The sequence below is a fragment of the Clostridium sp. 'deep sea' genome (genome assembly GCF_014931565.1).
Classification (GTDB): domain Bacteria; phylum Bacillota; class UBA994; order PWPR01; family PWPR01.
Window position 1 is genome coordinate 3,208,402 of the sequence record NZ_CP063353.1, and the last position, 23,563, is coordinate 3,231,964.

The 23,563-nt window shown below is 29.8% G+C and carries 16 protein-coding genes and 1 rRNA gene; 16 read left to right on the forward strand and 1 reads right to left on the reverse strand.

What is annotated here, in order from left to right; translation table 11 throughout:
• The first annotated feature begins 339 nt into the window (after positions 1-339).
• Positions 340-828 carry a hypothetical protein gene (locus tag IMX26_RS14970; protein ID WP_195159162.1) on the forward strand — a complete coding sequence of 163 codons (489 nt, stop codon included), beginning with the start codon at positions 340-342 and terminating at the stop codon, positions 826-828.
• Positions 829-1,030: 202 nt separating this feature from the next.
• On the opposite strand, the gene IMX26_RS14975 is transcribed toward IMX26_RS14970, so the two are convergent.
• Positions 1,031-1,192, reverse strand: coding sequence for a hypothetical protein (locus IMX26_RS14975; protein ID WP_195159163.1), 162 nt, complete (start codon positions 1,190-1,192; stop codon positions 1,031-1,033).
• 141 nt (positions 1,193-1,333) lie between these two features.
• On the opposite strand from IMX26_RS14975, the gene rrf reads away from it, so the two are divergent.
• The 15 genes from rrf (at position 1,334) to IMX26_RS15050 (ending at position 23,509) form a co-directional block, all read left to right on the forward strand.
• Positions 1,334-1,450 (forward strand): 5S ribosomal RNA (rrf, locus tag IMX26_RS14980).
• 217 nt (positions 1,451-1,667) lie between these two features.
• Entirely contained in the window at positions 1,668-2,531 is an 864-nt protein-coding gene (locus IMX26_RS14985; RefSeq protein WP_195159164.1) for a glycyl-radical enzyme activating protein, read from the forward strand.
• A gap of 3 nt (positions 2,532-2,534) precedes the next feature.
• Positions 2,535-4,895, forward strand: a complete 2,361-nt coding sequence (gene hypD / locus IMX26_RS14990) for a trans-4-hydroxy-L-proline dehydratase (protein ID WP_195159165.1) — start codon at positions 2,535-2,537, stop codon at positions 4,893-4,895.
• Between the two features lie 591 nt (positions 4,896-5,486).
• Positions 5,487-7,019: a glutamine-hydrolyzing GMP synthase gene (guaA, locus tag IMX26_RS14995; protein WP_195159166.1), complete on the forward strand. Its 1,533-nt coding sequence runs from the start codon at positions 5,487-5,489 to the stop codon at positions 7,017-7,019.
• Positions 7,020-7,625: 606 nt separating this feature from the next.
• A complete protein-coding gene (locus tag IMX26_RS15000) occupies positions 7,626-8,531 on the forward strand; it encodes a DUF1837 domain-containing protein (protein ID WP_195159167.1) in 906 nt (301 codons plus the stop codon).
• Positions 8,532-11,096 carry a DEAD/DEAH box helicase gene (locus IMX26_RS15005; RefSeq protein ID WP_195159168.1) on the forward strand — a complete coding sequence of 855 codons (2,565 nt, stop codon included), beginning with the start codon at positions 8,532-8,534 and terminating at the stop codon, positions 11,094-11,096.
• Positions 11,097-11,835: 739 nt separating this feature from the next.
• On the forward strand, positions 11,836-13,653 hold the full coding sequence (locus IMX26_RS15010) for a DUF262 domain-containing protein (RefSeq protein ID WP_195159169.1): 1,818 nt from the start codon (positions 11,836-11,838) through the stop codon (positions 13,651-13,653).
• A 312-nt stretch (positions 13,654-13,965) separates the two neighbouring features.
• Complete coding sequence (locus tag IMX26_RS15015) at positions 13,966-14,358, forward strand: hypothetical protein (RefSeq protein ID WP_195159170.1); 393 nt, start codon at positions 13,966-13,968, stop codon at positions 14,356-14,358.
• A 219-nt stretch (positions 14,359-14,577) separates the two neighbouring features.
• Entirely contained in the window at positions 14,578-15,054 is a 477-nt protein-coding gene (locus tag IMX26_RS15020; protein ID WP_195159171.1) for a hypothetical protein, read from the forward strand.
• Between the two features lie 499 nt (positions 15,055-15,553).
• A complete protein-coding gene (locus IMX26_RS15025) occupies positions 15,554-17,887 on the forward strand; it encodes an FtsX-like permease family protein (RefSeq protein ID WP_195159172.1) in 2,334 nt (777 codons plus the stop codon).
• A gap of 13 nt (positions 17,888-17,900) precedes the next feature.
• Positions 17,901-18,665: an ABC transporter ATP-binding protein gene (locus IMX26_RS15030; RefSeq protein WP_195159173.1), complete on the forward strand. Its 765-nt coding sequence runs from the start codon at positions 17,901-17,903 to the stop codon at positions 18,663-18,665.
• A 17-nt stretch (positions 18,666-18,682) separates the two neighbouring features.
• The gene (locus tag IMX26_RS15035; protein WP_195159174.1) at positions 18,683-19,363 is read left to right on the forward strand and encodes a response regulator transcription factor; all 681 of its coding nucleotides are present in this window, start codon (positions 18,683-18,685) and stop codon (positions 19,361-19,363) included.
• Positions 19,363-20,643, forward strand: a complete 1,281-nt coding sequence (locus tag IMX26_RS15040; protein WP_195159175.1) for a HAMP domain-containing sensor histidine kinase — start codon at positions 19,363-19,365, stop codon at positions 20,641-20,643. Before IMX26_RS15035 ends, IMX26_RS15040 begins: the two co-directional genes overlap by 1 nt.
• Before the next feature lie 214 nt (positions 20,644-20,857).
• Positions 20,858-21,142, forward strand: a complete 285-nt coding sequence (locus IMX26_RS15045; RefSeq protein ID WP_195159176.1) for a transposase — start codon at positions 20,858-20,860, stop codon at positions 21,140-21,142.
• Between the two features lie 639 nt (positions 21,143-21,781).
• A complete protein-coding gene (locus tag IMX26_RS15050; RefSeq protein WP_195159177.1) occupies positions 21,782-23,509 on the forward strand; it encodes a serine hydrolase in 1,728 nt (575 codons plus the stop codon).
• Positions 23,510-23,563: the final 54 nt, after the last annotated feature.

A 23,563-nucleotide genomic window follows, 5' to 3' on the forward strand; every position in this document is an offset into this window, starting at 1 on the left:
TATTACCGTGCATTTCAGAACTGTTGTAGGGTACGCATTGCATGCGTACCGCTGTTAGGCATTACGTAAAACTACGACACTTCAGAATTAATTTTTGTTGTGGCGTTGTGAAAAAAACTAAAACACAATTCTTATTATATATAACGAAGAAGTGTAAGCATTATGGAAATCATAGTACTTGTTTATACTTTTTTATTAAATTAAATAATATTTTTAAACATAAATACATAAATAGCTATAATATGTTATAATATAACATAAGGTATTTGGATAAAAAGTATAAGGGAATGTAATAAATTGAAAAGTAAAAGGATATATTGTTTTCTATTAGCTTTTATTATGATTTGCTCGTTAGGATTTACTAATAAAGTAGCATTAGCACAGGAGCAAATACATGACCCATATGAAGTAACAACGGTTGAGAGTAAAGAATATACAGGGGATACACGAGAAGTAAACTTAGGGGTCTTACATAATTGGCAGCAGTTTCCTGATGGGGGATCTTTTTATGTAAGCAACTCCAAGTCTAAAGGTATTTCAATTACAAAAACTGCAACAGCAAGTTTTCTCGGCATTATAAAGTTATCATTTGGAGTGACAACATCTTATCAATGGACTAATGAAGTTGGGGTAACTAAATATGTTAACCCAACACCGTGGGCACGTTTAGTAGCGATATCTCATGAGAGTAAATACTTAATTAAAATACGACATGATATTCATATCAATTCTAATACTATAATTGAATCATGGTATTCATATCACTATATATGGAAACCAGAAACAATAGATAATTTTGTAGAGTATAGTACTACCGGACCATATTAGAGTAATAACAATCCAAATACCTTATTTTTAATGTTCCTCATAAACTATTTAGTTTTAATCATAAACTTAACTATCAAAAACCCTAGATAATATTTCTAGGGTTTTTATTTACTATGTTTTATTAGTATGTAGGAAAAAACTCATGAAAAGAAATTAATAATACAATTATACTGTACAGTTACTTTTAATAGTAATTATTTACCTAAATAAAATAACTTAAGATGACTGCAAGTACTATTCCCCATAGTATACTTGCAGTTATAACATCGTTACTTACATCTTCATTTTTCTTTATTTTAACTGCAATATTAAATGTACAATAACATGTAAAACCAAATAAAACACCAATCGCAATAGCAGTCATAAATTACACCCTATCTCTATAATAATAATACAATAATAGCATAATATAACTTATGTCGATAGTACTATTAATACTAAAAAATTAACGCTTGCTTTTTTCTTAAATATCAGTATAATAGAATGAGTCTAAATAAGTTAATTTTATGGTGGCGATGGCAGAGGGGATACACCTGTACCCTTACCGAACACAGAAGTTAAGCCCTTTAGCGCCGATGGTACTTGGCTGGTGACGGCCTGGGAGAGTAGGACGCTGCCATATTAATTTTATAAAAGAAAAATCTCAAAGCATATCTTAATGTGTTTTGAGATTTTTTTAATTATATTGTAATTTTCAAAGTTATTATATCATTGACTTATATTTTTAGCCTAAATACACTTAATTTTAACATTATCTCAGTTCTTTATTATAATAGACTAATAATCAAGTTTTAAGTGATATAATTATAGATATTCATAATAAAATATGGAGATATCATATGACTAAAGCCACAGTATTTAATATTCAACGTTATTCACTTAATGATGGTCCTGGTATAAGAACTACGGTTTTCTTTAAAGGATGTCCACTGCAATGTTGGTGGTGCCATAACCCCGAGAGTCAATCCTATAAAATAAATTTAATTAAATATCCTCATAAATGCATCCAGTGTAATCGTTGTATTACAATTTGTGAGTATCCTAATGATTGTCATTTTTGTGGAGCCTGTGCTAAAATCTGTCCTACTGAGGCTTTGCAAATGGTAGGCAAAGAAATGACTGTACAGTACCTGTATGAGGAAATAATTAAGGATCGACTATTTTATGAAGAATCAGGTGGGGGAGTTACCTTTTCGGGAGGAGAGCCGTTATCTCAGCATGAGTTTTTAATAAACATACTAAAGTTATGTAAACATAATGAAATACATACAGCAGTTGATACATCGGGTTATTGTGATACGAATATAATTAAAGAAGTTGCTAATTATACAGATTTATGGCTTTATGATATTAAACATTTAAACGAAGATAAACACAAACACTTAACAGGTGTTTCAAATAAAATAATCCTAAATAATCTAAAGACATTAGTATCTTTAGGAAGCAGTATAAAGGTTAGGGTGCCAATTATTCCAACCTATAATGATCAGTTAGAAAATATAAAAGCTCTTGGTAGCTATCTAGCTACTATAGGACTTTTTAATGTTAATATTTTGCCATATCATACATTAGCTGAGGATAAACACTCACGTTTTTCTATGCAGTATAAGCTCAAACACCTTAATGAACCCAGCGAAGAATATATGAAATCTATCAAAAACACTTTAGAGAGTTATGGTCTTAATGTAATAATAGGAGGTTAAAGAATGAATGACAGAGTAAAAAAATTACGCCAGCAAAGTTACAATGCTAAGCCAACAATATGTGCTGAAAGAGCAGCCTTAATGACTGATTTTTATGTTAAGAATGATGGGAAATATCCAATTCCTGTGATGAGAGCAATGGCCTATTACTACTTATGTGATAATAAAACAATTTATATAGGTGAAGATGAACTCATTGTAGGGGAGCGGGGTTCATCCCCTAAAGCAGTATCAACTTACCCAGAGCTTACTTGCCACAGTATAGAAGACCTAAAAATACTAAATAATAGAGATAAAACACCTTATATTGTTACTAACAAAGTTATAAAAATATATAAAGATAAAGTTATTCCTTATTGGCGAGGCAGATCTATGCGCGATAAACTTTTTGTAGATTTATCACAAAGCTGGCAAGACTGTTATGCTGCAGGTATGTTTACAGAGTTTATGGAGCAACGTGCCCCTGGTCATACGGCTATGGATGGTAAGATTTATAACAAAGGGCTAATAGATTTTAAAAAAGACATCAAACAATCAATAGCAAATTTAGATTTTTACGATGATCCCCAAGCAACTAAAAAGTTGCATCAATTAAAGGCTATGCATATCTCTTGTGATGCTACAATTAGGTTTGCTCAGCGTCATGCAGAGCTTGCTAAAAGAATGGCTGAAAATGAAGAGAATGAAGAGCGCAAACAAGAGCTATTAAGAATAGCTGAGGTTTGCAGCCATGTACCAGCAAATGCCCCACGTAATCTTTGGGAGGCGTTACAAATGTACTGGTTTATTCATTTGGGCTGTATTACAGAGCTTAACGGTTGGGATGCCTTTAGTCCTGGTCATTTAGATCAGCATCTTTATCCATTTTATAACAATGAATTACAAGCTAATAGCCTAACTCGTGATCAGGCTAAAGAGTTAATAGAGTGCTTTTTTATTAAATTTAATAACCATCCAGCACCTCCTAAAGTAGGAGTAACAGCTCAAGAAAGTGGCACTTATAATGACTTCACTAATATTAATATTGGCGGTATTAATAAAGATGGAAGAGATGGAGTTAATGAAGTATCATTTTTACTGTTAGAGGTTATAGAGGATATTCACTTACTACAGCCTGGCACCAATATACAAGTAAGTAGGCATAATAGTGACTTTTTTATAAAAGCGGCCTGTCGAGTTATACGTAATGGTTATGGATATCCATCAGTATTTAATGCCGATACTGTTGTTGAAGAAATGGTTAGAATGGGTAAATCTATTGAAGATGCCCGTACAGGTGGAGTGAGTGGCTGCGTTGAAACAGGTTGTTTTGGAAAAGAGGCCTATGTACTAACGGGTTATTTAAATATACCTAAGGTGTTAGAACTAACTTTAAACAATGGTTATGACCCCCAATCAAAAAAACAACTAGGAATTAAAACTGGAGAATTAAGTAGCTTTAAAAGCTATGCTGAGTTTTTCGAGGCATTTAAAAAACAATTACATCATATAGTTGAAATAAAAGTTCGTGGAAATCAGTATATTGAGCAAATGTTTGCTACTCTTTATCCTGCTACTTTTATGTCTGTAATTATGGATGACTGTATAAAAAAAGGAAAAGACTACAATGATGGTGGTCCAAGATACAATACAACCTTTATTCAAGGTGTGGGCATTGGTTCAATTACCGATAGTTTATCTGCCATTAAGACTCATGTCTTTGATAACAAAACTATTGATTTACCCAAGCTAACAGCTTTATTACACAACAACTTTGCAAACAATGAGCCAATAAGGCAAATGCTCTTAAATCGAACCCCTAAATATGGTAACGACAACGCATATGCCGATGATATAATGAGAGATGTTTTTGAGGCTTTTTATCAAGAGGTTGAGGGTAGGTTAAACACTAAAGGTGGAGAGTACCATATAGACATGTTGCCAACAACTTGTCATATATATTTTGGTTCAGTAATAGGTGCCTTGCCAGATGGTAGATTAGCCGGGAAACCACTGTCTGAAGGTATTTCACCAGTACAAGGAGCAGATAGAAATGGACCAACAGCTGTGATAAAATCTGCAGGAAAAATGGATCATGTACGAACTGGTGGAACCTTGCTAAATATGAGCCTTATGCCAGCTATCGTTAAAGATGAAGAGGGCATTAATAAACTAACAAAGCTAATACGTTCGTATTTTAGAATGGGTGCTCATCATATTCAATTTAATGTTGTTGACAAAGAAATACTCATCGAAGCTCAAAAACACCCTGAGCAATACAGAGATTTACTAGTTAGGGTAGCAGGTTATAGCGATTATTTTGTAGATTTAGGAACAGATTTGCAGAATGAAATAATAACAAGAACTTCTATTAATCATATATAGATATACCTAAAAAGCACACAGAAAAATCTGAGTGCTTTTTTTAATGAATAAAAAAATATAAAAGAAAATATTTATATTATAGAAATAATTAACTGCTATGCATAGCCCTTAAAATAAATAAGCAAAACAAAGAATAGCTTATAATAATAAACATTTTAGATAATTATATTGTACAGACTTAATTCGACATAAATTATATCATATATAATCTATTCTTATAATAGTGAACATTGTCCATCTTCAACCAATTAACTAGTTATAATGACCAATTATTAAATAATTTACACAAAATTAAATATGTGTGTTAGTATAAACTTAATATCAGACGGAAAAGTAAAACTACTTTAATTGAGCTAAATTTTAATTAGCTGTATTGCCACTATTATTAAAGTAGTAAAGGTAAATTTACATTTATTGTAAAAAGATTTCTTGTTGATCTAGCTCCTACAAGAAATCATTTATCTTACCTTTTCCGTCTGTATTGTATTATATACGAATAATAAATTATATATATTAAATATTGTTCGATTTTATTGACTTTTTTTTCTCTTCTGATATAATTACGGCAATGTTGACATAGGGGTGAATAAAATGAGTGCAGAACTAGTATTAATATATGATTTTGGCGGACAAACAGCAAAGTTAATTGCCCGTAGAGTGAGAGAGCAACACGTTTATTGTGAAATAGTTCCTTACTTTATTACCTTAAATGAAATTAAAGCAAAAAACCCTAAAGCAATCATATTCTCAGGTGGTCCAAACAGCATTTATGCTGAGAGTGCTCCAAGAATTGATATGGCTGTATTTGAATTAGGAATACCTGTATTAGGTATTTGTTATGGTATGCAGTTAATGACTCATGAGTTTGGCGGAGAGGTAGCTCGCTCAAGTAAAAGAGAGTATGGTATGGCTGCCTTACAAATAGATAAAAAAGACGTATTATTCGAAGATATTAATAATGGCAATATGTCATGGATGAGTCATGGTGATAGCATTAAAAAATTGGGTAATGGTTTTGAATGTATTGCACATACAGGTAATACCCCATTTGCAGTTATGAAACATCTAAATAAACCTTTTTATGGAGTGCAATTTCATCCCGAGGTACAGCATACTGAGCAAGGTAGTCAGTTTATAGCTAACTTTTTATTTAATGTAGCTAACCTAAAAGGTGATTGGCGAATGGATAGCTTTATTGACACTCAAGTGCAAAAAATAAGAGAAAAAGTTGGCGACAAAAAGGTTGTGTGTGCTTTAAGTGGTGGAGTTGATTCTTCTGTTGCTGCTGTATTAGTGCATAAAGCCATTGGTAATCAATTAACATGTGTTTTTGTTAATCACGGTTTACTAAGAAAAAATGAAGCAGAGCAGGTCATTGATACCTTCGATAAAAATTTAGGTTTAAAACTTGTATATGCCAATGAAGTAGATAGATTTTTAAACAAGCTTGCAGGAGTAATAGATCCCGAGCGCAAACGTAAAATTATTGGTGAAGAGTTTATAAGAGTATTCGAAGATGAATCTAAAAAGCTAGGTGAAATAGACTTTTTAGTTCAGGGTACCATATATCCAGATGTAATAGAAAGTGGTACAGCAACAGCTGCTAAAATTAAATCTCATCATAATGTAGGTGGATTACCAGAAGACCTCCAGTTTGATTTAATAGAACCACTTCGGGAGCTGTTTAAAGACGAAGTTCGTGAGGTAGGAAGAGAACTAGGTATACCAGAGGCAATAGTTGGTAGACAACCCTTCCCCGGACCAGGCCTAGCTATAAGAATAATGGGTGACATAACCAAAGAAAAAATAACAGTACTCCAAAATGCTGATGCCATCTTTAGAGAAGTTATTAGAGAAGAAGGCCTTTATGATGAAATATGGCAAGCTTTTGCCGTATTACCAGGTGTAAGAACAGTAGGGGTAATGGGTGATGAACGAACCTATGCTCACCTTGTAGCATTAAGAGCCGTAGCCTCAACAGATGCCATGACAGCCGACTGGGCCAGAATCCCCTACGATGTATTAGCAAAAATCTCAAGCAGAATAGTAAATGAAGTAGAGGGTGTTAATCGGGTTTGTTATGATATAACCAGTAAGCCACCTGCCACAATAGAATGGGAGTAATGCTTCCAAAAATGAACGCTCTCGGCGTTACCATAAAAACTACTGACTTCAGCATACTACTCGTATAGCTTCAGCCATTAGTTTTCATGGTGCCTTGACAGCGAACATTTTTGAAACCATTACCCTAAGTAGAGCAAAAGTAGAAATAAAAGATAATTGAGTCCTCAAATTCAATTGATAAAATATATACAAAAAAAGTTGAGCTAAAATTAGCTCAACTTTTTTATCATAATAAAAAGATTTCAGAATCAAATCCACGACAATTATTCATTATTAATTGTTAATTCTTAATTAGACCTGTTCATTATTAATTCTTAATTGGAGCAAAGCGACCAGCCTTGACAGCAGACATTTTTGAAATTCTTAACATGATGTTAGTGACAAGGAATAACATAAATACTCAATAACCTGAGGATACACTTAAGATATTCATGCTAGAAACTTTATAAAATCTTACTTACTAGATAACGCTGGTGTGTTTTAACAATAAAATTATATGCTTAATACAAAGTAAAAACAATATGAAATATTGTAAAATAATAACATATGAAATATAATTAAAATAACTTAATTGTTTGAGATATTCCATTATAGGGAGAAAATAATATGAAACTTAGCATAGGGGATAAAGATTTTTTAGATTCTTTTGTTCACTTGTGGGAAAAAGATGTTGATGAGTATAAGTCTAGTAAGTTAAACTTGTTTATGCTAAACATAAATGCAAATAGCTTCGACTACCCAACCCTTATTGAGAATCTACGAGATCCATTAGTAAATTATTCGGTTTCCAGAAAAACTAGAGAATTGTATAATGAAAAACCTGCAAAATTGGTTCATATAGCTCAGGAGAAATTCAAAAATTATATTAATAATAATGGTGAGTTGGGTGAATTGCTTTTATATTGCTTCTTAGAGACACATCTTGATGCACCAAAAATCTTATCAAAATTAGAATTAAAAACATCAACAGAAATGTATGTTCATGGTGCAGATGGAATTCATATGTACAAAGTTGATGATAATAATTATCAGCTTATCTTTGGTGAATCTAAAACTGTTAATAATTTAAGAGATTCGCTTTATCAAGCATTTAAATCTATAAAAGAGTTTAAGGATGAAAGTAGCAAAGGAGGTAAATCAAAAAGTGGTATAAGCTATGAGAAAACATTGCTCAACTCAAACATTGATAGGGAAACTTTCACAGAAGAAGAAAGAGATTTACTGAGAAAAATTATCTATCCTAGTAAGACAAGGCATTTTGATGTTGATGATGCTTTCGGTATTTTTATTGGATATGAAATAGAGATAACTAATGAGGATAGGAAATTATCAAATAAAGATTTTCGTGAAAAGATCAAGAATATAATAGATAAAGATGTTTCAGATCGAATTAAATACATTAATGACAAAATCGCAGAGCATGATTTATATGGTCATAGTTTTTATTTTTATGTTTTACCTTTCACGGATTTAGATACAAGTAGAAAAAAGATACTAGAGGAGATTACATAAATGGGGATATTAAAAGACTTCTCCAAAGAGGTTAATAAAGATGAGTATTTTATAGAACTGTATAGAAAAATGGAGATTATTAATTTTAGTAATTTTTTTGGTTTGAATTTAGATGTTAGATATGATGAAAAAGAGTATTTTGACTTATTAAGATATTCAGAAATTTTGTCATTTTCTGATGAGCCAGAAGATAGAAATAAATCCTACAAAATTTTATCGTTACTTTATAGTTCTTATTTAAATGATCAATATTATATTAGTTATGCAAATGAGATTCTTGTCAGGTTAGGAAATTTTCCTGCCCTTGATTTAGTTACAAAAGGTAGGAAAAATATACAAACTAGCAATGAGATTGAAATGGAGAAAATTATAAAGAAGACATTTCAAAAGGATCCATATAGTATAAATGTTTTTACGGATCCACAATACAATATATATGAGTCACTAAAGAAGAATAATCACTTTAGTTTTTCCGGACCAACTTCTCTTGGAAAATCATTCATTATGGAGTCATTTATAAAATATTTGATTTATGAACATGGATTTAGAGAAAATATTGCTATTCTTGTTCCTACCCGTGCATTAATAAATCAAGTTTCGAGTAAAATGAAACAGGAATTAGAGATACTCGAAGCACAAAATAAGGCTAAAATTAAGTATAAAGTATTATCTCATCCAGTGATACCTAAATTGTTAGATAACACCAATAATAGATATTTGTTTGTATTCACACCAGAAAGGTTGATTTCATATCTTTCGAACTCAGATAATCCCAAAATTGACTATATGTTTATAGATGAAGCACATAAAGTTGTTGCAATAAATGATTCAAGAGGCCCTCTATTCTATCATGCAATTTTACAAGCTGAGAGGAAAAGTGTAAAACTTTTTTTCTCTTCTCCAAATGTGCCAAATGTTGATGTGTTTTTGTCATTGTTTGAGAAGAGTACTGAAGAGGCTACTCAAGTGAATGAATCTCCTGTATCACAGAATCGTTACTTTTTAGATTTAATTAATAATGAGATTACTATGTTTTCTGAATTTGGAAACGATTTGAAAATGGACATTGTTGATGAGACAAATAGTTTCAATAGTTGGTTGTATAAATTGAGTAGCGACAGCAAGAGTATTGTATATTGCAATTCAACGAAAGATACTATACGATATGCTTCTGAGTTTTCAAGAGATTTACCTATTAAAAATCATAGCCAAATTAATGAGTTAATTAATCTAGTCAAAGTACATGTTCATAAGGATTATTACTTGATAGATTGTCTTAAAAAAGGTGTGGCATACCATTTTGGTCGACTGCCTCAGAGAATTAGAGAAAAAATAGAAGTCTTGTTCAAAAATAAAGTAATTGACTTTATTTTTTGCACATCAACACTCCTTGAAGGGGTAAACTTACCTGCGAAAAATATTTTTATTTTAAGTAATTATCTGGGTCTGTCTAAATTTAAGGATATAGATTTTTGGAATTTAGCTGGAAGAGCAGGTCGCTTAACAAAAGAGTTATCAGGAAATATTATTTGCACAAAAGTAACAACTAAGCAAAGTAATTGGGGAAATATTGAAGGTGACCTTGATATAGTAAGGAACAAAACGATTGAACCAATCAAGCCTTTAGTAATTAAAGGTCAAAAGAATTTCTATAAAAATGTTGGGAATGCACTGAAAGGAATGAAATTTACAAAAAAAAAACCTACAGCTAATGAGGTTGAAATATGGAATCATTATGCCAATATTGCGTTTATTCATGAGCTAAATGATGAACCATCTGTGTTAAAAACTAATTTTGTTAGTAAAGTTTCTGATGGTAAGAAAGTGTTAAGTACCCTTAGAAAAAATAATCAAGTGCCTACAAGAGTACTTTCTACATCATCTATGATTAAAGCCAAATACCAAAATTATATTTATAATGGAGACAAAACTATTTTTCACAAGTTACCAGAAGAGATTACATATGAAGCATGTCTAAACATACTTAATAATTTTTATGATATTTATAATTGGAGTATAGAAGAATCTAAAGGAAGATCACCACTTGTTAAAAAACGTACTAGGCTTAAATACTACGCAAGATTGATGAAGGATTGGATGAATTCTACCCCATTAAGTTTAATGATAACTAATGTGATAGATTATTATAAAGACGTAGGGGAGTTTTATGATCAACCGGATAAACTTAAATTTACAGGTAAAGAAAAGAACATTATAAACATGATTATCAATGAATTAATGCGTGATATTGAAACTAATCTTAGGTTTAAAATAAAGAATTACTTCTCTAATTATCATCTGTTGCTTAGAGAAAAATATGGCGAAAATGATGCTGGAGCTAATTGGGGAGACTTTCTTGAATATGGAACTTCAAATAGAAGAATTATCGAACTTCAGAATATTGGGTTGCCACGATATTTAGCAACATCTATCCTTGAAGAATATAATAATTACATCGAATTTATTGATGATGAATTAACATATTTCGACATAGAGGGAATTATTAATTTAATGGAAGAAAATGATCCTCAATTAATAGAGTTAAAAACGATTTTTAGATTATAGTAGTAGATAAGAGATAGTGACTTTTGAGATTATAGTAATTGGGTATTAAAATGATAATTATTGTATATTATTTTGAGAACTGACTAGATAGAATGATATTGTAATATAGAGTAATTATATATACTATATATAGCATAATTTACTTATAATACTTCACATATACAAAGTAGTAACGAAATTTTGCTACTATCCTGATATTAAAAATTCGTCAAACTTAGAATTACACAAACATTTCTGAGACCATTACTGGTTAATAGATTATTAAAATATTGCCAATTTTTCTTGGTTAAAATAAATACAAGAAAACTTGAGTTAAGTTTTAACTAAGGTTTTTACATTTTATAAAATGAAATAAATAGTAAATAGATATAAGTGTAGTAGTATACTATTGTAGTATTGTACTACGTGTACATCTCAGATTATAAAAAAGCTAGTGCTTGATAGAGAACATTTTTATGAATCTATGGGGTTAGTATATGATTTAAATACTGTTTTTAATCCATATAGGATAAAATATATACAGTAAAACCAAGTTTCTTGCTCAGTTTTAATTATTATTAAAAATAAGCTAAAGACCAAACCTATATTAGATTAGAGTAAGTAAAGGAGTATTATGTTTGTTAACGACAAATATTAATATTAAACCAATTTTGAAAATATTATAAAGGACATTTAATAGATGTAATAGAATTTAACAAAATTATAATAAATTATTTTTTTAGTTACTAAGGAGTATAAAATGAATAAATATGAGACAACAGTTTTTAAGTTTAGTAAGTTAAAAAGTAAAGTAAGTCTGCCAAAATACCAAAGAAGTTATGTATGGCAAGAGTCTAAAAAATTGAAACTGATAAATACAATCAAAAGAGGATTACCAGTGGGAACGGTGTTGCTGTCCAAGAGAGATGGAGAATATTTAATTGTAGATGGTTTACAAAGAATAGCCACATTTAAGGATTTTGAAAAAGATCCATATAAATACCTAGAAGAAACCGAAATATCCGATGATGATGTTGTTAATGTACTCACATCTTCTGATGTATCTGAAGAATTGTATAATAATTACTCACCTAAAAGTAAAAAAGCAATAAGAAACACTACTAAAGAGTTGATAATAGAAGGGATTAAGAAGAATTCCGAGCTTGAAACTTATAAAAAAGCAAATATAATAACTAATAATTTAATAAATAAAACTAGTATTTTATGCCGGGACTCAGAGAAAAAAATACATGAGAAAATATACGAGTTACTTGATAAGGTAAATAATATTTTTACAATTGATAACTATGAAATTCCAGCAATCATATTTACTGGGAGTGATAAAGAACTTGTTGATGTATTTAAATTACTTAACTCTACAGGAACATCATTATCAAAATATGATGTATTCTCTGCAAGCTGGAATGATGTGATATTAAGGAATGTTGATGATGATGTTTTAGATGCGGTTTTGTCTAAGTATGAAACTTCAATGAGTAAATCAGGAATTGAAATACATAATTTTTCATCAGTAGAGTTTAAGGAAAATAAAGAGATAACTTTATTTGAGTATGCATATTCCATTGGAAAACTGATAGGTGAAAAAACTAAAAGAATATTTAAATCTAAAAGCGATGATTTAGTAGATTCCTTAGGGTTTTCTCTGCTTGCTGGAGTATATAATGTTTCTAATAAGGAAATGGTTAAGTTGCCAGACGCTATGCAGAGTGGCAACTTCGATTTTAATCAATTAAAGGATTCCTTAGTTAAGTCAGCAAAAAAGATTGAAGAGATACTTATTCAATATATTTCAATGTATAAGAAGAATTATGCTTGTCATTCTGAATTGCAATTAGCGTCATACATAATTACGTATCATAGGTTACAGTATAAGATAACAAATACTGGTGTAAAAAGGGTTAAGAGTAATAATGATAAAATAAAGAAGTTTACTAAGTATTTACCTAATCATTATGTGTATGATATTTATAGAAAAGCATGGAGTGGATCAGGAGATACTAAACTGGATGATTTAGTAATAGATGATAGTGAACAAGTATATAATACAAGTATTAATAGTTCAAGATATTTGTATGCTATTGATAAGAGTGAGTTTAAGAATGTTATATCGAGTTGGATAAATGAGCAAAATTCTAAAGATACGACAAGTATATCGAAGGAAGTGAAGTTATTCCACAATTGTATATTTAAAGATAGGGATGTAAGGTACAATAATTCAGGGAAAGATTTTGAACATATAATTCCTAAAAAAAGGTTCGAAGAACTTAAGAACAAGAGAAATATAAAGATTCCAATATCATCACCTTGTAATATAACTATTATCCCTGAGTATGATAATAGGATGAAGAAAGATAAGACTTACTATGAGTATGAGGAAGTGCACAATGGAGTATTAAAGAGATATAGTATTGAAGAGTTGGATAAATATAATTATCCTAGAAGAAATAAGTTGGAGTTTATTCACAATAAGAAATTAAATGCAAAAGATTACGAAAAATTTATTAATTTAAGAAAGTATAAGATACTTGATGACTTTATGAAGGCGTTTTATAAATAGTCGATTCTTTTTTTTGTTTTAATTGAGTACTTACAATAATGTTCCTTTTAATATGATTAATCATTGGGAGTGGAGAATATATAAAACTAATAAAAATGAAAATTAAGAATTTTAAGGCATTTAAGAGTTATCAAGTTACATTTAAAGATATGAAAATTCTTATCGAATTACATACTATAAAAAGGAAGATCTTCTAAAAAAATTCTCATAGCTTTGCAGACAAGCTCAGTGAAGTTTAATACTAAGTGTTTTCTGCAGAGCATCCCAATCTATTGCATTACACACAACTAGTTAGATAAGGGAGATTAGAATATGAGAAAATTTCAGTATGGTTTTTTTGATTGTATTGATTATAGTAAAGAATTAAAAATTGACCCCAGAGTTGTTATGAATCAGCAGGGGGTTGATGAGATTATTAATCAGGTATTAGAGGGTGCGGATAGTAAGGATATAAAGAATCAAGAGTTATTGGATCAGTTACTTGCTGTTGATGCTTTAATACTAAAAGATAAACTACAAATAGCATTTCCGCTATTTTTAGTTGATGATTTTGAAAAGATTCAGCTTGCACTTAAACCTACAATTGCAAAAATTATTAGTATTATTGAAAATCATAAAGAGAGTATTTACCAAGGTCTTAGGCATTTGGATTCACGATTTTCACCACAGCATCATGCCTACTTTACAATATGTGCAGGTTTATGAGATGGTAAGATTTTTGATGAGTTTGAAAAAGAAAAGATAGTTACTACATCTAAAATACATAATAATGGTCTTGATTATTTAATTATTGGTAATGAAGATCACCCTAAAATAACAGAGGAAAGTGTCAACTTACTTTGCTCTTGGAACCGTTGTGGCCACTTTGTTTCTTTTGGCAGTGGTGCAGGAACTCGTTTAGATGTTTATCGGGCTCGGCAAAGAATGGTTGCTGGAAATATTCCACCTCAATTTGCAAACATTCAGGCAATATGCCAAGAAGCACATTGGCAGCCTCGTACTTTGGCAGATCATCTTAATGAAGCAATTGAGAGAATGCGTAAAGGGTTAGCAATTAATCCCCATGCAGAGCAGTTGTTAGAGATTTTTAATTATGTTAAAGATTCACAGATTATTGTTCCTGTTTATGATAATATTCATAAAACAATTGCTTCAATCTCTAAACCTTTTCTGGGTAAAATTGTTACAACCTATGGGGATTTTGTACAAAATATGAATCAAAATTTAAGTGATACACAATTAGTGAATTTTTCATGTACACGAGAGGATATTGCCAATGAAGTTTGGCATTTAGTCTTTGGTGAAGTTAACGAGCAATTAGTTAAACGAGCTATTGTGAAAGAACCTATGTTTTATGAAGGGCAAGGTCGCTATTTAAAATGTTTAGAGTTTAATCATTAATGGTTTATAATCTCCAATTTAAAAGGCTCTATAATAAATAGTGTGGGTGAAAAGCATCCATACTATTTTTTATTTAAAATTAAGAAGACATAACCTCAGAACTGAGTTATGAACTCAAGTACTGTTATCACTGTGGAATAAATTATGGAAAAGAAATAATAAAACATGGATATAAATCTACAAAAATAAAACTATTAAAAACAGCTCTGGTTAAATACATATCTGGTATTAGATAAACAAGATATTTATGTAAACACTGTGATAGAACCTTTAAACTTTAATCTTTTTTAGCTTATCTAGCTTCTGCTATAAATCTATGTACAAAGACAATAACTCCTTAATTATGGATAAGCTAAAAAATTGTATAATAAAATCAGTTTTTTATATCTATCATATTGACCTAGTACTTTGGTTTTTAAAAAAGTTTTTATAACTTAAGGATTTCTTAATAATTATAATGTTATTGTATTAACATTAAATGATTCTAGGAGGTGAATGTATGATACTTAAAATACTCAATAAGGATTTTTTAAATAACAAAGTTATAACTGTAGCTATTTTTATTTTTATTATGTTATCTGCTATTCTTATATCTTGTGGAACTAGCATGTTTATAGATTTAAATAATTCCCTTGATTATTTCATGGGAAAGGCTGATGCTCCACATTTTTCTCAGTATCATTCAGGTATAATCGACCAAGAAGCTATTGATCGTTGGAGTAAAGCTAATCCTATGGTTAAGGTATATCAAACTAGTGAAATGATTAATATCGAAGGAAAAAAAATCTTTTTTAATCAAGTAGAGTATTCTCAGGATAATTCAGTTATGGATAATGCTTTTGTAACTCAAAATGAACACTTCGATTTTTTATTAGATTTAGATAATAAGATGGTAACTGTTAATAATGGTGAAATTGCAGTACCAATATTTTATATGCAAAGATATGATTTAGAAATAGGAGATACTCTTTATATAAAGGATAAAAATACAGAAATAACATTTACTATAACTGATTTTGTTAGGGATGTACAAATGAATCCCTCAATTCTCAGTTCTAAGAGGTTTGTTATTAGTGAATCAGATTTTCAAACCCTTAAAAAAGCATTTGGTGAAATAGAATATATTATTAGCTTCAAGATAAATGACTTAACTAAGATATCCAAATTTGCAAATCATTATGGTTCATCAAATCTTCCTCAAAAAGGACCTGCTGTTGATTATCAGTTAATAAAAATTGCAAACAGTATAACAGATGGTCTAGTAGCTGCAGTAATAATTTTGATATCTTTATTGCTAAATATTATTGCCCTCTTATGTTTAAGATTTACAATTCTATCTACAATAGAAGAAGATTATCGTGAAATTGGTGTTATGAAAGCCATCGGAATACGACCCTACGATATAAAGAGAATTTACATAGCAAAGTATTTCATTATTTCATTTAGTGCATCTATAGTAGGCTTTATTATATCGATACTTCTTAATAAGCATTTTTCTAAAAATATAATGTTATATATAGGAACTGCACCTAAGTCTTTGTTTAAGATAATTTTACCATTATTAGCTACCTTTATTATTTTTACTATGGTAATAATTATTTGTATTATTATCCTTAGACGCTTTGATAAAATATCAGCTATTGATGCCATTAGAATAGGTAGTACAGGAGAGACCTATAGAAGTAAAAAAGGATTATCACTATATAGGTATTCGTTTGTTAATGCTAATATATTTTTAGGATTAAGGGATGTTATTCAACGATTTAAATTATATATGCTATTATTTTTTGTTTTTATTGTATGTACATCTGTTATTATTGTACCTTTAAATTTTATTAACACGATTCAGTCTCCTGATATTGTTAAATATATGGGATTAGGAAAATGTGATATGTTAATTTTTCTACGTCAATCTGATAATACAATTGAGACATATAATGAAATGATTGATTATATTAAGAATGACCCAGAGGTTATGAATTTTGCACCATTTATAACCTGTAAATATAAGGTATTAAATAAGGATAGTTATGAAGAGAGCTTAACTGTTGAAACGGGAGACTTTTCAGTATTCCCAATAGAATATACTCATGGATTAGCACCTAAGCTAGATAACGAAATTGCTCTTTCACATTTAAGTGCAAAAGAGTTGAAAAAAGGATTAGGAGATGAAATTCAATTAATGGTTAATGGTAGCTATAAAACCATGATTGTTAGTGGCATATATCAAGACATAACCAATGGTGGCAAAACAGCAAAGGCCAGTATTACTCCAAATCACAATAAGGCAGTATGGTATATTATAAACATTGAGTTCGACGGAGATATCATTGAAAAGATTAATGAATATAAAGAACTTTTTCCTGAAGCAAAGATTAATGACGTAATGAGTTATTTACAACAGACCTTTGGTAATACGATTGACCAACTCAAATTAGTAACCGTATTAGCTATTGTGTTAGCAATTCTTGTTTCAATATTAATCACTTCACTATTTTTAAAAATGCTTATTGCCAAGGACTCAGCTCAAATAGCTATTATGAGGGCTATAGGGCTAGCCTCAAATGATATTAAAATACAATATATAACTAGATCATTAATAGTCTTAAACTTAGGAGTTATTATTGGAACAATAGTATCAAACATCTTAGGTGAAAGAATATTAAGCATGGTACTTTCTATTGTAGGTGCATCTAACATAAAATTTGTTATCAATCCGCTTGAAGCTTATGTGTTTACTCCAATAATTTTAATGGTTATTGTAACAATTACAACACTTATTAGTATTGGTAATATAAAACGTATTTCGATGTCTGACATTAGTCATGAATAACGGAGGAGATAAAATGAGTGATATATTAAAAGTAAGAAATCTATGTAAAACCTATGTGATTAATAAAAGACAGAAGCATGTACTTAAAAATGTTAATCTAGAGATAAAAGAAGGGGAATTTGTAGCAATTATGGGTCCCTCAGGTTCAGGAAAATCTACATTACTATATAATATAAGTGGAATGGATAAAATGACATCAGGAAGTGTTGTTTTTGATGGTAAAAATATAGATGATTTATCAGAAAAAGAACTATCTAAATTACGATTGCATAAGATGGGATTCATATTTCAACAAAATAATCTATTAAAAAACTTAAGCTTAATTGATAATATAATAGTATCAGCATATATGGCTAGAGAGCGGAAAAAGAAGGAAATTAATTATAATGCAATAGAATTAATGAAGAAAACAGCTATTATTGAGTTAGCTGATAATGATATTACTCAAGCATCAGGAGGACAATTACAAAGAGTAGCTATTTGTAGAGCTTTAATAAATGAACCAAAGATAGTTTTTGGAGATGAACCTACAGGAGCATTAAATTCAAAATCTTCTGAGGAAATTATGGATATTCTTAATGGAATTAATGAAAGTGGAACAACGGTTATGTTGGTTACTCATAATGTAAAAGTTGCATCAAAAACAGAACGTGTATTATATATGATAGATGGTAAGATTGAAAATGAATGTGTTTTAGGTAAGTATGATAAGGAAAAGAATGATAGTAAATATAGGGAGTCCAAAATATCCCAATGGCTGTTGGATATGGGTTGGTAAATAATAGGGGGTACAGAGTGGAGCAAATATTATTAGTTGAAGATGAGAAGGAATTAGCCTTAGTTACTAAAGATTATTTTAAAAAAGCGGGGTACGAAGTAAAAGTAATAAACGATGGTAAAGAAGCTCTAGACTACTTAATGCTAAACAATGTTAAACTACTTATATTAGACATAATGTTACCAGGGGTAGATGGATTAACTATTTGTGAAGAAGTTAGAAAGAAGTCCAATATCCCTATAATTATCATAAGTGCTAAAACAGGAGAGGATGCAAGAATTATCGGTCTGGAGCTAGGTGCTGATGATTACATTGAAAAGCCATATTCGGTTAAGGAACTTTTTGTTAGAGTAAAATCTCAGTTTAAGAGAGCATATGAGATGAATATAGAAATGGACAAATTAGTTGATGGAGACTTGATTATTGATATAAATGCAAGGCAAGCGTTTTTAAAAGGGGAGAGATTCTTACTAACTACAAAGGAATACAATCTACTTAAAGTATTGGTTAAAAACAAAGGGCGTGTTATAAAAAAAGAAAAACTTTTTAACATGGTATGGGGAACTGACAGTTTTAGTGAGTTTTCTACCTTAACAGTTCATATTAATAAATTAAGAGAAAAGATTGAAAAGAATTCTAAAGATCCTAAATCTATTGTGACAGTATGGGGTGTTGGATATCGTTATGAGGGAGTTTAATGAAAAGGAAACTTTTAGTTATAACATTACTTTGGTTAATTGCTTTATTGATTGTTATTTTTTTTACTATGAGAGCTCCTGATAATATTGATGGTATTAATAAAGTAACCATAAACAGAATACATCAAAACTTAACAGATGACTTAGAAAAAAATATTAAATTCATTAATGATTTAACAGAAGAAGATTTATATTCATTGGTAAGTGTAGAAATCATTGACTATCAGCATAAGACTTATAATGAAATAAATAAATTTTTTTATGATGGAGCTATTGATAATAAAGTAGTTTTTAAACCGATTGAAGGAACAGATTATATAGTCAAGTATTATATTGAAGATCATAACTGTAATAACCTTGAGGTTCTTTGGTTTTCTTTAGTTATAACTGGAGCATATCTATACTTGATGATCTATACTTTAATGCTTCATAAAAATATAATTGAGCCTATGAAAAAAATATCTGGTATAACAGAACAACTAGCAAGAGGTTATTTAGGCGAGGTAAATCTTCAATACAAGAATAGGTATCTAAAAGATTTTATATGGGGATTAGATATGTTTAGAGTACAACTATCATATGAAAGAGTTAAAAATGCAGAGCTAGAAAAGAATCAAAAAACATTAGTAGCTGGTTTATCCCATGATATTAAGACACCCTTATCTTCAATAAAGAATTATGCCATAGCCTTAAAAGAAAATATTTATGAAGAAAAGAAAGACAGAAATAAAGCTTTGGAAATAATACTGGACAAAGCAGAAGTAATAGAAAAACTCACAAATAAATTATTGAATACCTCATCAAAGGAGATAAGAAACATTGAAGTAAAAACAAAAGAAATATACATGCTTGAAGTACATAAAAGATTAGATAAAATTATCACACAAAAAACAGATTTACTACATATAGATTACGTTAAGCCTAAACTAAAAGAGAACTTATTGCTAATAGTTGACCTAGAACGATTACAGGAAGTATTTGATAACATTATTGAAAATGCCATAAAATATGGAGACTTAGAAACTATTAAAGTTAGTTATAGTACTGAAGAAAATCATCAATTAATAGAGATTTATAATACTGGATCTCCTGTACCTAAAACAGAAATAAAATATATTTTTAATAGCTATTATAGGGGGTCTAATATAAGTGATAAACCAGGTTATGGACTAGGGCTATATATATCTAAACAAGTTATGAAAAATATGCAAGGAGATATATATGCAAAAAACAGAACAGATGGTGTAAGCTTTATCATTGTTATTAAGCAAGTAAGATAATTTTGGGATCAATAAAGTGAATTAAATAACCTAATTATAAATAGGATTTATTTGGTGAGATTTAAAATATAACAATAAAATTTCTAACGCCTTAGCATATTTTTAATAATTTAAAGATGTGAAGAAATTCTAAATAAGAAATTAATTAGCCACATTTTAACAATATAATATCACTAACTGTAAAATAATAACTTTTATTAAAGGGTATATTAGTATGACATTACCAAAAAGAAAAAAGAATAGACTGAACAATTATAATTATAATAGAAATGGCTATTATTTTATTACAATCTGCACTAAAAACCATAAATGTATTTTTAGTGATGTATCAGATAATAATTTAATACTTAATGAGTATGGAATGGTTGTAGAGAAACACATAAATAAAATAAACAAACTATATGTCAGTGTAAAAATAGATAACTATATAATAATGCCTAACCATATACATATGATACTTATCTTGTGTAGGGAACGCATTGTATGCGTTCAGCAGTAGACAGTACAAAGTCACAAATATCAAAAATAATTCAATTCTTTAAATCTGCTATTACAAAAGAGATACGAGCTTATTACCAGAGTAATACCTTAAAACAGAACGGGATGCATAAAATGCCTCCCCTGCAATATCAAAAAATTTGGAACTACATAAACACAAATCAACAAAAGTAATTACTAGATTGTTAAAAAATATCTTGTGCTAGCAATGTTATTAAAGGTACATAGTATAAAGATTATAATACATATGAAAATGGCCTTGTGTAGGGTACGCATTGCATGCGTACCGTCGGTATAGTACAGAGTTCCAAATACAATAATAATTTAATCATCGATAACCAAAAAAGACCATTACACCAGAGGTTTACCTAAAAGCAAACCGAAACTCATAAAACGCTTACTTTACGTTATGGTTCTACACCCACCTTATATGCTTGCCTGAATGAATATTGTTTAAAGTAAATCCAGTTTAGAAACAGTATTTTTTTACTATTATCTTGTAGTTAATATATTAATGGTATAATAATAATATAAAGTTTTAATTAGAATATTTGACCTATATCAATAACCTAATAAACTGAGATTTTAAATGTATCTACTACTTTAAAGTGAAAATTGAAAAGCTAAAAATGGAGGACTTATGAAATATAATAATGAAATGATCCACAAAATAGAAACTAGTCTGCAAGGTGAGTATATTGTAAAAGGCGATCAACTTAGTACGATAGAAAGCATGATGGAAGAAACCCATACAACTGCATTATCAGTTGCAGTAATAGAAAACTCAGAATTAACATGGAGTAAAGGTTATGGTATTACCGATAAAGTGTCAAAGTCACCGGTGAATGCAAACACTGTTTTTCAAGCGGCATCTATTAGTAAACCGATAACAGCACTAGCTGTTATGAAGTTGGTTGAAGAAGGTAAACTGGATTTAGATGTTAATGTCAACAGCTATTTAAAGTCTTGGAAATTGCCTGAAAATGAATATACTATAAATGCACCAGTGACTCTAAGAAACTTATTATCACATACAGCAGGAACTAGCGTATCGGGATTTATAGGCTACAATAATACTTCGCATATTCCACCGCTTATAGATGTACTTAATGGTGCAGGAGATGCAAACTCAGCAAAGATAGAAGTGAATATGAAACCTAACACTAAATACCGCTATTCTGGTGGGGGTACAACTATTGTTCAACAAGTCTTAATTGATTTATTGAATCAACCATTTGCAGAAATAATGAAAACACTGGTATTAAAACCATTAGGTATGACACATAGTTTTTATAAGAACTCACTGTTGAGTGATGAAGAAGCTAAACATATTGCAGCTGGTCACGATAGTGATGGTAATCAAGTACTGGGAAAATATCATGTATACCCTGAAATGGCAGCAGCAGGTTTATGGACTACTGTAGAAGATTTAGCGAAGTATGTGATTGAAGTGCAAAAATCGTTAAAAAATCAATCTAATAAAATACTAAGTAAAGATTTTATTGATTTAATGGTAACCCCAGTACTGCATGGAGAATATAACATTGGATTAGCAAATATTAATATTCTTAATGAGCACTTGCTGGGTCATACTGGCAGTAATATTGGCTATAAATGCAGTATGTTATTTCATAAAGAAGCTGGATACGGTGTAATCATGATGACTAACTCAGATTTAGGCCACAAAATAAAATTGCCACTATTACGAAGCATTGCAGCTTTAAATAATTGGCAGAGCCTATTGCGTCCAGAGCTAGAAATACAGGATATGCCTAAAGATATAACAACATTGTTTTGTCATAAGTATAAAATAGATATAGATAAAAGCCTTAATATCTTTTCAGAAGAAAATAGCTTATACTACCAATCTTTTAAACAAGATAAATGTGAACTTAATTTTGTAGGTAATAATACCTTAATCGATAAACATCGAAAAGTGCTAATTAAGTATGATCATCTTAAAAAGCAATTTTTTATGAATGATAAAAAAATTACAGTGATGAATAGTAATGAAAACTTGGCACTTGATTTAATAAAGCTTGGAAGCATAAAAGAAGCAATTCACTGTTATAAAGAAATCATAGCTAAAAGTCCAGAAGTTAAACTATCTTTAGAAAAAAAATTGGTGAACTTAGCACTAGATTTAGGTGAAAGAGGAGATCGGGACACTGCAATAGTCATATTAAAAGTTGCACTTGAACTATCTCCTCAGTCAGCAATTTGTTGGGATATACTTGGTGACTTCTATTTTGAAACTAATCAGTTTGAATTAGCTATTCAAGCCATGCAGAAATCATTAAAATATGACCCCAAAAATAACAATGCAAAAAAAATCATAGAAGACGCAAAGCAGAAAATTGCAAATTAAAAAATAGTTAACGAAAATATCAGCTGAGAACAATAATGTTCTCAGCTTTTAAAT